The sequence below is a fragment of the Acidobacteriaceae bacterium genome (assembly GCA_035944135.1).
Classification (GTDB): Bacteria; Acidobacteriota; Terriglobia; order Terriglobales; family Acidobacteriaceae; genus Granulicella.
On sequence record DASZBM010000001.1, the window covers coordinates 138,827 to 154,673 of the forward strand.

At 62.2% G+C, this 15,847-nt stretch carries 11 protein-coding genes; 5 read left to right on the top strand and 6 right to left on the bottom strand.

What is annotated here, in order from left to right:
• The first annotated feature begins 8 nt into the window (after positions 1-8).
• A complete protein-coding gene (locus VGU25_00510) occupies positions 9-1,751 on the top strand; it encodes a glycosyl hydrolase family 28 protein (protein ID HEV2575663.1) in 1,743 nt (580 codons plus the stop codon).
• 76 nt (positions 1,752-1,827) lie between these two features.
• Positions 1,828-2,844: a LacI family DNA-binding transcriptional regulator gene (locus VGU25_00515; protein ID HEV2575664.1), complete on the top strand. Its 1,017-nt coding sequence runs from the start codon at positions 1,828-1,830 to the stop codon at positions 2,842-2,844.
• On the opposite strand, the gene VGU25_00520 is transcribed toward VGU25_00515, so the two are convergent.
• From VGU25_00520 to rodA, 3 genes are all read right to left on the bottom strand, one after another.
• On the bottom strand, positions 2,845-3,372 hold the full coding sequence (locus tag VGU25_00520; GenBank protein HEV2575665.1) for a hypothetical protein: 528 nt from the start codon (positions 3,370-3,372) through the stop codon (positions 2,845-2,847).
• 177 nt (positions 3,373-3,549) lie between these two features.
• Positions 3,550-6,894 carry an Rne/Rng family ribonuclease gene (locus VGU25_00525; GenBank protein HEV2575666.1) on the bottom strand — a complete coding sequence of 1,115 codons (3,345 nt, stop codon included), beginning with the start codon at positions 6,892-6,894 and terminating at the stop codon, positions 3,550-3,552.
• A 713-nt stretch (positions 6,895-7,607) separates the two neighbouring features.
• Complete coding sequence (rodA, locus tag VGU25_00530) at positions 7,608-8,711, bottom strand: rod shape-determining protein RodA (GenBank protein HEV2575667.1); 1,104 nt, start codon at positions 8,709-8,711, stop codon at positions 7,608-7,610.
• Between the two features lie 85 nt (positions 8,712-8,796).
• Here rodA and VGU25_00535 point away from each other — a divergent pair, with 85 nt between their 5' ends.
• Positions 8,797-9,027, top strand: a complete 231-nt coding sequence (locus VGU25_00535) for a DUF433 domain-containing protein (protein HEV2575668.1) — start codon at positions 8,797-8,799, stop codon at positions 9,025-9,027.
• Positions 9,024-9,389, top strand: coding sequence for a DUF5615 family PIN-like protein (locus tag VGU25_00540; protein ID HEV2575669.1), 366 nt, complete (start codon positions 9,024-9,026; stop codon positions 9,387-9,389). The genes VGU25_00535 and VGU25_00540 overlap by 4 nt, the downstream gene beginning before the upstream one ends.
• 2 nt (positions 9,390-9,391) lie before the next feature.
• Here VGU25_00540 and mrdA read toward each other — a convergent pair whose 3' ends face one another.
• From mrdA to mreC, 3 genes are read right to left on the bottom strand one after another with little or no spacing between them, the layout of a single operon-like run.
• A complete protein-coding gene (gene mrdA / locus VGU25_00545; protein HEV2575670.1) occupies positions 9,392-11,335 on the bottom strand; it encodes a penicillin-binding protein 2 in 1,944 nt (647 codons plus the stop codon).
• Between the two features lie 58 nt (positions 11,336-11,393).
• Positions 11,394-11,918, bottom strand: a complete 525-nt coding sequence (mreD, locus tag VGU25_00550; protein ID HEV2575671.1) for a rod shape-determining protein MreD — start codon at positions 11,916-11,918, stop codon at positions 11,394-11,396.
• 17 nt (positions 11,919-11,935) lie between these two features.
• Positions 11,936-13,168 carry a rod shape-determining protein MreC gene (gene mreC, locus VGU25_00555; protein HEV2575672.1) on the bottom strand — a complete coding sequence of 411 codons (1,233 nt, stop codon included), beginning with the start codon at positions 13,166-13,168 and terminating at the stop codon, positions 11,936-11,938.
• Between the two features lie 103 nt (positions 13,169-13,271).
• Between mreC and recG the strand changes: the two genes are divergently transcribed.
• On the top strand, positions 13,272-15,734 hold the full coding sequence (recG, locus tag VGU25_00560; GenBank protein HEV2575673.1) for an ATP-dependent DNA helicase RecG: 2,463 nt from the start codon (positions 13,272-13,274) through the stop codon (positions 15,732-15,734).
• Positions 15,735-15,847 lie beyond the last annotated feature (113 nt).

Here is a 15,847-nt window from a genome sequence, read left to right on the forward strand (position 1 = left end):
GTTTTGCTGTGAACGATTCCTCATGTTCTGTAACTGGACTGCTCACGCGTCGTCAGTGGCTTGGGAATGCGCCTGCGGGGGCGATTGCTCTGGGTCTGCTGGGCACCAAGACGCTGAAAGCGCAGCCCGCGCATGCCTCGGGCAGTGACCTGGGCGCGCGCGTATACAACGTTCGTGACTTCGGCGCGAAGGGCGATGGCAAAGCGATGGACACGGCCGCGGTACAGGCGGCGATTGACGCATGCGCGCGCGATGGCGGAGGAACGGTGCTGGTGCCGGCAGGCACGTTTCAGATTGGTACGACAGAGTTGAAGAGCAATGTGACGCTGCACATCGCGGCGGGAGCAACGTTGCTGGGAAGTGCAGATGGCAAGCAGTATCACGCGGTGGATGCGATTCCGCTGCACGGCGATACGACGCTGGTGGACGGCAACTGGGCGCTGCTGTTTGCGGTTCACGCGAAGAATGTGACGATCGAGGGACCGGGAACGATCAACGGTCAGGGCAACGAGTTTCATTCACCGGTGCGCGGGCAAACTCCGCCGAGCGGAATCGGCGGAGGCAAGCGGCCGTATCACGTCCTGGCGTATCAGTGCGAAGGGCTGACAATCCGGAACCTTGACCTTATCGACTGCGCGTACCACAGCATCCGCGTGATTCAGTCGCAGCGCGTACACATGGACACTTTGTACATCCATAATCGCGTGAACGGAAATAATGATGGCTTTCATTTCATCAGCGCAAAGTATGTGACGGTGAGCAACTGCGTTGTGCTGTCGCAGGATGATGCGTGCGCGCTGTTCGGAAGCTGCCAGAACGTTACGGTGACGAACAGTTTCTTCTCGACACGCTGGTCCGTGTTTCGCTTTGGCGGCGGTGATGTGCGAAACATCGCGGTTTCGAACTGCATTCTGCACCAGGTGTACGGCTGCCCGATTAAATTTCAGGGCAATCCTGGCTCGACATACGAGAATCTTTCGTTCTCGAACATCCTGCTGGATGATGTGACGGGGCCTATCCACGTGGGCGTAGGCCCGCGCGCGCCACGGCGCACACCGCCGGATGCGCCTCCACCTGCGGTGAAGGATGACATGATGGCAGCGCACGAAGGTGAGTCGACGACGCCTGCCGTGCTGCGCAATCTTTCGTTCTCAAATATTCACGGCAATGTGACGACGAACCCCGGGCAGATCGATGAGGCGAAGGTGACGTCGAACGCTAACGAGGGTGAGAAACTTTCGGCGATTGTCTTCAACTGCGTCGGCGGCGCGACGATGGAGAACGTATCGATGTCGGATGTGCATCTGACGTTCGGGGGTGGAGGAACAGCTGAGGATGCGGCGCGGCGCGAGTTGTCGGAGTTTGCAGGCGAGTACTTCATGCTGGGGCCGATTCCCGCGTATGGGATCTACGCGCGCGGAGTGTGCGGCCTGACGTTGCAGAACATACGGCTTCAGACCGCGACGCAGGACTTGCGGCCTGCCGTCATGTTTGATCGCGTGACTGACGCGGCGGTGTCTGGGCTGAGCGTCATGGCGGATGCTGGCGCGGAGTCGGCGCTCCGGTTTCTATCGAGCAAGCAGGTGCTCGTCTCAGCGCCTCGGCTGCTGAACGATACGAAAGTTTTTCTATCGCTCGAAGGAGCTGCGAATGAGCGGATCGTTATCGATGGCGGAGACATATCGTCCGCTGCGCAACAGGTTGTCGTGAGAGATGGAGCCAGCAAGGAAGCGGTGAAGTTTCGCGAATAGGAACGACCAGAATTCAAGTGCAGCACGCTTAGCTTCCGCTTTCCCCGTGCGCACGCTAGAGTGAACTGCAATGAACATGCGCGACATCGCGAAGCTGGCCGGCGTTTCGAGCGCCACGGTGTCGAACGTCATCAACGGCTCAAGCGTTGTGCGGCCGGAGACTGCGGAGCGTGTGCGCAAGGTGATCGAGGAGACCAGATTCGTTCCGAATGGAAGCGCGGCGACACTGAAGTACGGCCGCAGCAGCAGCTACGGGCTCATCATTCCGGACATCACAAATCCGTTCTTCCCTGAGTTCATTCGCAGCTTCGAAGGCATCCTGGCGAACAACAACCAGGATATGTTCCTCGCCACGACAGACCTGCACGTCTCACGCATGCAGCAGACGATTCGTCGGATGCTGATCCGGCAGGTGGATGGTGTGGCGCTGCTGGCAGCGGAGATCGAGACGGAACCAATTGAGGCCCTGATCCATCACCGTGTGCCGCTCGTGACGATGGACAGGCGCGTGGTCGGGCCGGGGCTCTCCGATATCGTGATCGATTACCTCAGCGGGTTGCGTGAGGCTGTGAGACATCTCCGTGAGTTGGGCCACGAACGCGTTGCATATATTGGCGGGTCGTCGGGGCTTACGATTTCGGATCATCGCATCAGCGCGTTTCATGAGGCGATGAATGATGCGGGTCTGAATGTGCATCCGGAGTACATTCTCGCCGGCAACTATCGGATATCCGGCGGTGAGAGCTGCATGGAAGAGCTGTTTGGCATCGACGCGCGACCCACGGCGATCATGTGCGCGAATGACCTCACCGCGATCGGCGCACTGCGGGTGATTCGGCGGCACGGCTTATCGGTGCCGGACGATTTCTCGGTCGTCGGGTTCGACGATATCGAAATGAGCGACATCATTCAGCCGCCACTCACAACCATTCGGCTGTCGCGGGAAAATCTTGCCCAGGCGTTCTACACAGCGCTGTCGGATTTCGGGAAGGACCCGCACGTAGTGGGCCGGGAGTACACGGTAACGAGTTCGCTGGTGCTGCGAAGCTCGACTGCAGCACCAGCAAACGAGATGCGCTCATTACGCCGCTGACTAGTTGTGGGTCGCCGCTGGTTGTGCGTCTCCGGCGGGCGCCGCCTTCGTCGGCATGTCTTTGCCGTGCTCAGGGTCGTAGTCATGCACGACCATCCAGTGCTTGAAAGCATCCACCGACTCCGAGCCCATCCGTCCGTTACCCGCTGTATATGCGAAGTCCTTCACATCCGTGTCGATGGTGCAAGTGAAGAAGCTGCCGGCCTTGCCGAACTCTGGGAACAACACCGTCAACTGCCTGCCCGGCTTCTTCCACTTCGCCGGATACGTCTCAAACCCAAATGACGCTTTGATCTTCTTCGAGCAATCGAAGTTGAAGTCGATCCCGCGCGCCTCACCATTCTCAAAGAGGTTCGCGCGTCCCTCGCCTTTCGACTCGTCCGGCCAGCGGTTGTGATAGAAGGTCGTCTCGTTCCTGCTGAAGATATGCAGCCGCAGCGGATAGTCAGCGATGTTCTTGCTGTCAGCATGAATGGCGGCGGCAGAAAAAACGAGGGCGGCGGCAACACAAAGACGCGTCAGTCGCACAGACGAACTCCTTATTCGAGCGGAAGCGGATTCTGGTGCACGACCATTATCGGAATGCTTTCCCCTCGACACAAGACCTTTAAGTAACTATGTCCTGGGAGTGGTATCCCGCTCCGGGTCACCAACAAAAAGAGGGAGGGCTTCCCCTCCCTCTCCATTGCTCTTGCTTAGCTGGGTCTAGTGGATGTCGAACTGCTCCGGATGCAGGCTGGGATCGGATTTGACGAGGATAGTCTTGCCGCTCATCTCCTCCATCTCCTGTAGCCACTTGCCGCCGGCGGACTTGAGTTGCTTGACGACCTCCGGGTTCACGCGCAGCATGATGTCGCCCTTTTCGAGGTGGCGGTGCATCTTGCGGAGCTCGACGAAGATCTCGTTGCAGACCGTCACGGGCGACTTGGTCATACCGGTGCCCTGACAGATGCCGCAGGTCGTGGAGAGCGTACGCTCCAGCGACTGCTTGACCCTCTTCCGGGTGATGGCGACCAGGCCGAAGTCATTGAACTGAAGAACCTTCGATGGAGCCCGGTCCTTCTTGAGCTCCTCCTCAAGCGCGATGAGAACCTTCTGGCGATTCTTGCGCTCGTCCATGTCGATGAAATCGATGACGATGATGCCGCCGAGGTCGCGGAGGCGAATCTGACGAACGATCTCCGGAATGGCATCGAGGTTCGTCTTGACGATGGTGTCCTCGAGGCGCGCCGTCTTGCCAACGTACTTGCCGGTGTTGATGTCGATCGCGACCAGGGCTTCGGTCTGGTTGATCACGATCGATCCACCGGACTTGAGCCACACCTTCGAGCGCAACGCCTTGTTGATCTCTTCCTGGAGGCCGAACTGTTCGAAGAGCGGTGTCTCCTTGGAATAGAGCTTGACGCGGCGGATGAGTGACGGCTGGAAGCGCTGCAGGAAGCGCAGCACGCGCTCGTACTCGGTCTCGGTATCGACCCAGATCGCCGAGAAGTTGTCCGTAACCTGGTCGCGCAGGATGCGCTCGACCAGGTTGAGATCGTGGTAGATGAGCGCGGGCGATTTTGAGGAATCGGAGCGCTGCTTAATGTCGGCCCAGAGGTTCAACAGGAAGCGGAGGTCGCTGCGGAGCTCGTCTTCGCTGGCGCCCGATGCCGCTGTGCGCACGATGAATCCGCCGGAGGCGTCGCCCTTTTCGCTGAGCAGAATCTCCTTGAGGCGGCGACGCTCACTGTCGGATTCAATCTTGCGCGAGACGCCAACGTGGTTGACGGTCGGCATGAACACGAGGAAGCGGCCCGGCAACGCGATGTGCGAGGTGATGCGCGCGCCCTTCTTGGCGATGGGCTCCTTCGCGATCTGGATCAGGACCTCCTGGCCGGGCTTCAGCAGGTCGCTGATTGCGGGCAGGTCCGTGGTCTGCATGGAGTGACGCCCTGCGCGTCCGCCGTTCCGGGAGTGCCCGCCGCGCCGCTCGCCGCCGCGTTCACGTCCGCGGCGTCCACGATCGCGATCGCGACGGAAACGGCGACTGGGTTCGCGCTCGGTTGAGGTCTCGCCTTCGGCCTCGGCAGATTCGGTGGCTTCGGTGTCGGGAAACTCCTCGTCTTCAGCAGCCTGCTCTTCTTCGACCTCATCGATGTCGCTGGCGGCGATGGGCCCGTCGGCTTCGAGCTCGTCCTCCTCCATCTCCTCCTCGGAGATGTCGAAGTCCTCATCGTCGTCGAGTTCGGGAAGTTCGGCTCGCGTGTGCTGGTCGATGGACATTTCGCGGATCATGCTGCCGAGGTCGGCCGCATTGTCGAGCGTCTCCTCGTCGTAGTCCTCAGTCGCAGCAGCGTGGATCTCGGGAAGATCACCATCCTCTTCGTCGATCAGCTCTTCCTCCAGCTGACCTTCGCCGGGGGCAAAGCTCTGTGAAGAGCCGGACTCAAAGCTGGCGGGCGCCGGCTCGGCGTGGGCCAGATCGACCGACTGCACAGCACTCTCGTGCTCGATGGGAGCGGCTGTTTGCGCTTCAGCGGCGCTCGCGTTCTCCGGCGTGAGCGGCCATTCGGAGATCATCTCTCCCGTGGGCTGCACGTTGGTGAACTCGTGTGCGTCGGCGCCGGCAAAGCCGTGCGTCTCGTCGAAGCGGGGCTCAGCCACACCTTCCGCATCGACGGGCTCGATGGCTTCGTCGACCGTGCCGCTCTGGCGGAACTCGCTCTGACCGGCGGGAGTGACGCGATAGGATGCCGAAGCCTCTTCACCGGGCTCGTACTCGGCGACGGTCTCGTGGAACTCCTGGACGGCTTCGAGAACGGACTCGCTGGATGTCTCGGCGCTTACGGGCGCGACGTCGGTCTCGGGGGCGTAGACGCTCTCTTCCGCGACGTGGTGCTCGAGTTCGAGGCGGGCCTGCGTCTCGGCAACTTCAAAGGAAGGAACGTCGTCGCTGAAGGGCTGCGGTGCAGGCTCTGGCTCATGCTGCGAGGTGACGGCGGGGATCACCGCCTCCTCGGGAGAGAGGCGATCGCGTTCACGACCGGAGCGGCCGCGGCGGGCATCGCGCTCACGGCGGCGGTCGCCTCCACGCGCTGAACCTGATGGGTTGAATTCCTGGGGCTCGGCGGCGTGGGCCTCCGTGCGTTCGGCGCCGCGATGACGCGAAAGGGTCTCGCCGGGAAGGGTGAGGCCGCCATCCCAGGAGCCCGGGAGCTCAAACTCGGTGGAAGGCTTCGCATGGCTGCTGGCTTCGTGCGTTGCGAACGGGCGAGATTCAGCAGCCTTCTGGTCGTTCTGCTCGCCGCGGCGGTACTTGGAGAGCGATTCGCCTGGGAGGATGAAGGGCTCTGCCGATGCATTCACATCGACGGATTCTTCAGCAACAGTATGACGGTGGCCGCGTGCGGCGAAGCGTTCACGGACGGAGTCCTGGCGTGCCAGTATTTCTCGGTCGCGATCACGATCCGCCCGGCGACGGTCATGGCGACCATCAAACTCGCGCGACTCGGTCGGCTCCGGCACGTTCGTCTCTGTGCCGGCTTCAACGTGCGAGCTGCCTTCAGGGCGATCTTCGCTGCCGCCACGTCCGCGGCGGCGCCCGCGACGCCCACGCCAGCGGCGGCTGCCGTCATCCGTCTGGTCGCCGGTGTCGGCCGAGCCTGCTTCGCCCTGCAGGGTGACTGGCTCTTCTTCGATGACGGTGGTCTGGGGCTGCGGTGTTCCGCGGCGGCGGCCTTCGCCGCGCTCGCGACCTTCGCCTCTGCCTTCGCCACGCTCGCGGCTTTGACCGCGGCCGGAGCGCGAACTCTCGGCCTCGAAGTCGGCGGCGTCGCCCTGCTCCTCCATGAAGTCGGTGATGTAGAGGAAGGCGTCGCGCTCGAGACCGATGTCCACGAAGGCGGATTGCATGCCTGGGAGGACGCGGGTGACGCGGCCGTTATAGATGGATCCTGCGAGGGTGTATTCGTTCTCGCGCTCGTAGTAGATTTCGGCGAGTTCGTCTTTCTCGACGATGGCAAGCCGCGTCTCGTGCGGCGTGCTCGATATATAGATTTCTTTCGACATTTGCTGCTCTGCTTTCTGCCGTGCCGGAATCAGAGTCCGGGCACAAGCTGGCAGAACAGGCAGGGTCAAGGCCCCGGAGCGTTAGCTCGCGAGGGCGAACCTCCCAGGAGCGGACGAGGTATGCGCTGCGAAAACTGGCGGTGAATTCAACGAGCTCAACAAACGGCCTGCCAACTTGCAGGCGCTGCCTGCGGGAGGCGCGAGTGGCGTCCCGAGGAATTCGTTGAGAAAGAACTTGTCCAGTGTGGCGCTGCGTGCCCGGGAGTCCAACATGTTGTTCTCGGGCAGAAGCTGCCGTGCGGAGTTTGTGACCAGATCAACCTCAGACTGAGGCGGGGCCGTTAGCCGTCCGCATGGCTGCATTCTCAAAACCTGTCCGGCCTGCGGAAGTTGATCCGTGCCTGGCCGGCCTTCTAAAAGATCTTGCCTGGCCGCCGGCAGGGAATGGGTGACATCCTGCGAGCGGTCAATTCGTTTGGGGCTGGCCTTCCGGCCAGAACCTACCTTCTAGTATGCACCATCCGCGGGAGATGCGAGAAGCCAGATGCGAGGAATGAGGGAGTACATAATGGTGCAGGGCGGGGGTGCCCCCTCCCCCCCCATTTATTGCGCAAAATCTTCAGAACATGAGAGTTAGGTCCGGACCTTATGCCGGAGTTATGAAGGAGCTTCGAAAATTCCCGCCTCTCCGGGGGAGCGAATTGTCAAGCGGGCTAATTCACGAAACGGCGCATACGGACGTTCATGACGATGCCGAGCGCGAGGAACGTGAAGAGGACGGAAGAGCCGCCGTAGCTCATCAGCGGCAGGGGGATGCCGGTGACGGGCATGAGACCGATGCACATTCCTATATTGATAGCCACCTGGAAGAGCAAGACGGCGAAGATTCCCATGACCAGCAGACCTCCCGGCGCGTCGGCGGCGGTCTGGGCGTTCTGAACCAGGCGTATCAATATCAGGAAGTAGAGCAGGAGGACGATGACAGCGCCGACGAAGCCGTGCTCCTCGCAGAAGGCGGCGAAGATGAAGTCGGTGTAGGGAATGGGGAGGAAGTCGCCCTGGGTCTGGCTGCCTTTATTGGAACCCTGGCCCCAGATGCCGCCGGAACCGACGGCGATGAGCGACTGCCGGATCTGGTAGCCGGAGCCCTTGGGGTCGGAATCGGGGTTGAGGAAGGCGTCGATGCGCTTTTGCTGGTAGGGCTTGAGGTGCTTGCCTGTAGCAAAGGCGATGCCACCGAGCATGAGCAGGCCGAGGAGGATGATGGCCGCCTGCTTCCACTGCATGCCGCCGAGAAACATGCCGACTACGAGCACGGGAAGGTAGGTGAGCGCGGTGCCAAGGTCCGGCTGTTTGAGTACGAGCGCCATGGGGATGCCGATCAGGGCGACGACCTTGGCGATGTCGACCCAGTTCATCTCTTCGCCGACACGCGTCCAGAGGAAGCGGGCGGCGGCGAGGATGAGCACGAGCTTGACCCATTCGGAGGGTTGGAAGTGGACACCGCCGCCGAGGTTGATCCAGCGGCGGGCGCCGAGGACTTTCTGGCCGATGTGCGGGATGAGCACGGCGACGAGCAGGAAGAGACTGATGCCGTAGGCCCAGGGAGCGATGTCGAGCAGGCGGTGGTAGTCGATGACCGAGACGACGAACATCAGGACGAGACCGACGGCGATGAACTCCACCTGCTTGACCTGGAAGCCGTGGAACTTGGTGGTGGCGGTGGCAGAGCGAATCTCGATGACGCTGATCACGCACATGATGAGCACGAAGACCAGCAGGGTCCAGTCGAAATCGCGGAGTCGGGTACGCAGCATGGGTTCCTAACCTATGGGCGCTGCTTCGCATTTCCCGACAAAAACGGGAAGCGAGCACGTAAGATAGCGGTGAGCGAGACCCGCCATGGACGAACTTGACCGGATAACCCACGACCCAGCCGTGATGCAAGGTAAAGCCTGCATTCGGGGCATGCGCGTTACGGTAGGCATGATTGTTGGCCTGATGGGTACTGGAGTAAGCATTGAAGAGGTTCTTGATGCGTATCCGTACCTCGAGCGCGAGGATGTTCTGCAGGCATTGCGGTACGCGGCACTATCGGCACAGTCCAGCGAGCTTATGCCCTTAGCCGGATGACGATCGTCGTTGACATGAACCTGAGCCGGCTGTGGTGCAACTTCCTGTCGGAAGCCGGATACCCTTCGATCCACTGGTCTTCTATCGGACATGCAGGGGCGCCCGACGAGGAGATCATGTCCTATGCCCAGCGGCACGGGCACATTGTTTTCACCGAGGACTTGGATTTCGGAATTCTCCTTGCGCGCAACCGGCTGACCGGTCCGAGCGTGGTCCAGTTGCGCACAGGCGCGAACCTGCCGCGCCAAGTTGGTGTGCGAGTGCTGGAAGCCCTCGGACGAGGACGACCTCAACTCGAGGCCGGGGCCCTTCTGAGCATCAGACCCAGCAACATTCGAATTACGCTCCTGCCGTTCAACTAGCATCACTGTCCACCCGGAGCAGAACCAGATACACCCGCTGTGGTGTTCGCAGCCGGGGCGGCGCCGCCGAGGCCGTCAGGTTTGGCAGCGGGCGTTTCGGCGAGCTTCATCAGGTTGCCGGCGCGGGTGCGCTGCTTGGTGATGTAGGCGTTGATGACCTGCGCGGCGAGCTTGGCGGAGTTGTTGCCCCAGTTGCCGTGCTCCCAAAGGACAGCGACAACGATGTCAGGATTGCGGCGGGGAGCGATGCCGACGAACCAGGCGTTGGGGATGGTGTTGTGGCCGTGGGCGAGCTTGGTGTCGTGGCCGACGACCTGTGCGGTACCGGTCTTGCCGGCGAAGTCCACACCATCGAGCCGGGCTTCGGCCGCCGTGCCGATGGGGCTCTGCGTGACGTTGGCCATATCGTCGGTGATGATCTCCCAGTTTTCGGGCGTAAGGGGAATCGTCTTGTTGCCTGAGCCGGGATAGTTGTTCTGAATCGCGGTGAGCTGTTCCGGTGTGAGCTCGTTGGGGAAGACAAGATGCGGCCGGCGGAGAACACCACCCGAGGCGATGCCGCTGAGAGCGCGCGCAAGCTGCAGGGGCGTGACCTCGATGGCGCCCTGGCCGATGCCGACGGAGATGGTCTCGCCGGCGTACCACTTGTCGTGCTGGGTCTTGAGCTTCCACTCGGTGGAGGGCATGACGCCGGAGGCCTCGTCGGGGATGTCGACGCCGGTCTTCTCGCCGATGCCGACGCTCTCGGCGTATTTCGCGATGGTGTCGATGCCGAGCTTGTTGGCGAGCGTGTAGTAGAAGGTGTCGCAGGAGTATGGCAGCGCGCTGTGGATGTCGACCATGCCGTGGTGCTTGTCGCAGGCGAAGAAGTGGCCGAAGAACGTTGCGCCTCCGTTGCATTCCACGTGCATGTTCTGCGCGGCGTTCTCCTGCAGCCCGGCGAGCGTCATGATGACCTTGAAGGTCGAGCCGGGGGCCAGTTGTGCCTGGATGGCCTTGTTCATCAGCGGATGGTCGGGGTTGGTGATGATGGACTGCCAGTAGGCATGGCTAAGGCGCACGGCGAACTGGTTGGGATCGAAGGTGGGGCGCGAGGCCATGGCGAGAATCTCGCCGGTGTGCGGGTCCATGGCGACAATGGCGCCGGTCTTGCCTTCGAGCGCGCGCTCGGCGGCTTTCTGGAGGTCGAGGTCGATGGTGAGGCGGAGGTCCGTGCCGGGCTTGGCCATCTCCTGGCCTAACATGCCAACTTCTTTACCGTGCGAGTTGACGATGACGTCGCGGGAGCCGTCGGTGCCGCGAAGGATTTCGTCGTAGGCTTCCTCGACGCCGGACTTACCGACGACGTCGCCGGGCGAGTAGAAGGCGTACTTGGAGTTGTTGAGGTCGGCCTCGGAGACCTCGCCGACGTAGCCGATGACGTGGGCCATGAAGCCGTTGTCAGGGTAGAGGCGGCGCTGCTCGTCGAGAGTTTCAAGTTCGGGGAGATCGTCGCGGTGGGCGGCGATGAAGGCCTGCTCGTCGGGCGTGATGTCCTGCTTGAGCGGGATGGGCTGATACTTGGGCGCGGACTGGTAGTGGCGGATCGTCGACTGAATCTGATCGACGGTCATGTGCAGGCCGCTGGCGATGAGCGGGAGATCCTGATCGAGATGGGCCTGGCCTTCGCGGAGAAGGAAGCAGCTCACAGACGGATAGTTGTCGACGATGATGCGGCCTTCGCGGTCGAAGATGCGGCCGCGCGGGGCGAGGACGGGGACTTTGCGGATGCGGTTCTGCTCAGCGAGGACGCGGTAGTTGGAGGCGCCGAGTACCTGCACACGCCAAAGGCCGGCGCCGAGGACGAGCAGCACGAGCGCGACGACGTACTGCGAGGCGGAGAGCTTTATTGCAGAAAGCTTTTCGCGCCGGCTAAGGGCATCCGTATTGTCGTCGTTGAAGATCAAGACCGTGTTCCTCTGATTTGCTGATGGCGTGAACGCGTGGTTGTCTGCGTGTTCATCGCTACTCGCGGAGCTTGAAGCGGTCCAGCAGGAGGAAGACCGGGATAGCGACGACTGCGGTTACGACCGCGCAGATAAGCTGATGGACCGGCTGTAGATGGACGCTTGGATCGGCCAAAAGTCGTCTCGAAATGAGATAGAGAAGGCCGCTTTGCATGAGGCTGAAGCCGAAGTTCAGCAGAACGCGATTGACCATGTTGTCGACGTCGACGGCGAAGCCAATGCTGGCAGCGATGTAGCCGATGATGCCTTTGGCGATGCCGAAGACGCCGAAGGGATGGTTCGTAAGGCCGTCCTGCAAGAGGCCGATGATGGTGCCGGTGATGGTGCCGGTGATGGGATTGCGGCGGGCGACGGCGAAGAAGATGACGGCGATGAGCGGCAGATCGACGTAGTTGAACTTGGCCCAGGTCTTGGGAAGCATCGCCTGCAGCAGGATGCAGAGCAGCGGCGCCAGCACGGTGACGATGGGTCGAAACGCGTACTGGTCAAGCTCGGCTCGAGATGTGTAACTATGCTCAGGCATCGGGGTCTGCGTTGGGTTTAGGGGGCTTCGGGCTTTGCTTGCGTAGAGGTAGAAGTGGCGGGCGCGCCGGGTTGCAGGTCGGCGGCGGGCGGTGTGGATCCGGGTGTGTAGCGATCAGGATGAAGCGGCGGCTGAGCTCTGGGAAGTCCTGAGTTGGGCACTCCGGGCTGGCCGCCGACGAGGTTCTGTCCGGTGGTGTCGATGGGCTTGCCGTTGGCGGCGGTCGCGGCAGGGGTTTGCGTGGTGTTTGACGCGTTGGGTGAGTTGCTGTCAGTGGTCGGCTGGTCGTAGATGCTGGGCAGCTTCTCGGCGAGGACCTCGGCAGCGCGCTTGTTTTCCTCGGCAGTCGCTTCAGCCTGGGCGGCGTCGGCCTGGGCCTGTGCGGGCAGCGTGGACGAGGTGCCGGTGATTACGAGGACCTCTTCAAGCTGGGCGAGGTTGGCGGCCGGCTTGATGGTGATGGCCGTATAGGGCTGGTGCTGCGGGTCCGGGACAACGGAGACGATGGTGCCGACGGGAAGGCCGCGCGGAAAGACCTGGTCGCCGCCGGAGGTGATGACCTGCTCGCCGGGCTTGATGCGCTGGTCCGGGGTGAGGTTGTTGATCTGGATTTCGCCGGCGGTGGTGCCGCGAAGGATGCCGCGGATGCGCGTGGAGGCGAGCAGGACGCCGGCACCAGAGCTGGAATCGTTGATGAGCAGAAGCTGTGAGGTGTGCGGGAAGACGTCGCGCAGCTTGCCGACGACGCCGTAGGGGGTGATGACGGCTTGATTGGGGCGCAGGCCGTCGACGAGGCCTTTGTCGAGGTAGAGGACATGCGAGCGATCCGAACCGCTGGTGCCGATGACCTGGGCGGCCACGGTCTTGGAAATATATTGCTGCTGGAAGCCGAGCACAGCCTGGAGGCGGCGGCCCTGGGCGGCGTCTTCGGCGAAGGCGGCTTCTTCTTCGCGGAGCTGGGTGATCTCCTGCTTGAGCTGCTGATTCTGCTGGCGAGTGTGGCGGAGGTCGATGTAGTTGTCCCAGACGCTGCGGGTGTGCAGGCTTGAGCCGTGCGTAAGGCGCTCGACGGGGGTGACGAGGGCGACGGTCCAGCGGCGAAGGAGCGTGACTTTTTTGCCGTCGGGGGCGCTTCCGGGAATCGCGCCTTCGATCGGGCGCTGCACCTGAACGGCGAGCGCGACGACCTGAAGCAGCACGATGACGATCAGGACAAGCGCGTTTCTGAAACGGAAGAAGAAGGAATCCATTGCCGAGCTTAGAACTGGGGGGCTCTACCTCTTATTATCCCATTCTGACGGTACTAAAGCTGTAGTGGAATCCCCTGCTAGCATCAAGGCCGTGACCCTTGAAATGCAGACGCCGGTTAAGTTTGTGAAGCGAATCGGTGCGCGTATTGGCGAGGGTCTGCACGAGCGGGGCATCGAGACGGTGGAGGACCTGCTGTACCATTTGCCGTTCCGATACGAGGATCGTCTACATCCCAAACCACTTTCGGCCTACATGCCGGGCGAGATGGCGTCGGTGATTGGCGAGGTTCGTGGATCGGTGCTGCTGCGGACGCGCTCGGGGCCGATCTTCGAGATGACGGTGGGGGTGGCTCCGCTGAATGCGGCGGATCAGCAGAGGGAGCCGGGCATGGATGGGCTGCTGCGGCCTCCGCCGATATTTGAAACGGTGAAGTGCCTGTGGTTTCACGGCTCGTATCTGAAGGACAGGTTTCGGGCGGGGCAGCGCATTGCGCTGTATGGGAAGCTGGAGGGCTCTCGGAGCGGGAATGCACTGAACGCACCGCCGGGTTCGACGAAGTTCAAGATGGTGCAGCCGACGTTCGAGATTCTGCCGGATGCGAGCGCGACGGGTGAGGACGCGGAGTTCACGACGCTCGAGATGGGCAGAATCGTGCCGGTGTATCCGTCGGTGGGAGGGACGACGCCATGGGGATCGAAGCTGACGTCGCGCTGGCTGCGGCGGGTGATGTGGACGATCTTTCGCGAGTTGAAGGAGAGCGGGGCTTTGGAATCCGGTGCGCGCGGCGCGGCCGAAGAGACGCTGCCTGCGGCGCTGTGCGAACGGCTGGGGCTGCCCTCGCGCATGGAGGCGCTGGAGGCGATTCACTTCCCTGCTGCGGGCACGCCGATGACGGAGCTGATGTCGGCGCGCACGCCGGCGCATCGCAGGCTGATCTTTGAGGAGCTTTGGTATCTCGAGCTTGGGTTGGAGCTGAAGCGGAGACGATTGCGCGAGCGCGAAGGAACGGCGTTCGTCACGAACGACCAGGTACGCACCGCCTTGAAGCAGGTGTTGCCGTTCAAGCCGACGGGCGCGCAAAAGCGCGTGCTCGGCGAGATTGTTGCGGACATGCGCGCGCCGCGGCCTATGCGGAGATTGCTGCAGGGCGATGTGGGTTCAGGCAAGACGATTGTGGCGCTCGAGGCAGCGCTGGTGGCGATCGAGAACGGATACCAGGTCGCAATGATGGCGCCGACGGAGATTCTCGCGACACAGCACTATCTCTCCGCGCGCAAGTTGCTGCGCGATGCGGTTTCGCCGAGCAAGCAGCGGAGTTATCGCGTGACGCTGCTGACAGGCTCGCTGGATGATCGCATGAAGCGCGATGCGCGCGGGCGCATCTTTCGCGGCGAGACGGATCTCGCAATTGGGACGCATGCGCTGGTCGAAGAGAAGGTGGACTTCGACAATCTGGGGCTAGTGATCGTCGATGAGCAACATCGCTTTGGCGTGCAGCAGCGTTTCAAGCTGATGCGCAAACCCGGAGCAAGTGGAACGGCGACTGAACCTGATGTGCTCGTGATGACGGCGACGCCGATTCCGCGCACGCTGGCGCTGACGATCTATGGCGATCTTGAGGCGAGCGTGCTCGACGAGTTGCCGCCGGGACGAACGCCGATTGTCACGCGGCGCATGCCCGAGGAGCGGGCGGATGAGGTGTGGGAGTTCGTGCGCAAACAGGTTGAAGCAGGCAGGCAGGCGTATATCGTTTATCCGATCATCGAAGGCGAACGCGACGATCAGCCGGAGCTGGATTTTGCGAAGGATGAGACGAGCGAGTCAGCGGCAGGTCCGGGCTTCAGCCCGGACTCAGCGAGTCAGCAAGTCAGCGAGTCAGCGTCGAAGAGCAGAAGAAGCGCGACGAAGAAGCTTGCGCTCGAGACGAAGCCGAAGCGGACGGTGTCGCGAGCGAAGCTGCGGTCGGCGTCGGAGATGTTCGATGAGCTGAGCAATGGCGCGCTGCACGGGCTGAAGCTGGGACTTCTGCACGGGCGCATGAGTGCAGACGATAAGGAAGTGACGATGGCACGCTTCCAGCGCGGCGAGATCAACGTGCTGGTGTCGACGACCGTGATTGAGGTTGGCGTGGATGTGCCGAACGCGACGGTGATGGTGATTGAACATGCGGAGCGTTTCGGGTTGGCGCAGATGCATCAGCTTCGCGGGCGCGTGGGTCGCGGCGCGGCGAAGAGCTACTGCGTGCTGCTGACGGGAAGCAGGATATCGCCGGAAGCGGAGCTGCGACTGGATGCAATGGTGCAGACGCAGGATGGGTTCGCGCTGGCCGAGATGGATCTGGCGCAGCGGGGGCCGGGCGAGTTCTTCGGCACGCGGCAGGCCGGCCTGCCGGAGTTTCGCGTCGCAAACCTGGCGCGCGATCGTGATCTGCTGGAGCTGGCGAAATCAGAGGCCGCGCGTTTTGTGGAGTCGCCTGACCCAACGATCTCGCGCGAAGAACGCGATGCTGTGTGGACGCGGCTGAAGCGGCAGTGGCAGCGCCGGTATGGACTGGTGGAAGCGTGAGGCTCTGCTGATTGCGAAGTCCGGAGAAGCAGATCCCTGCGGGGATGACGGGAAGAAATGCAAGGGCGCAAAAAGGGGGCGAGTCGATGTGCGACTCGCCCCTGGTCTTAGGA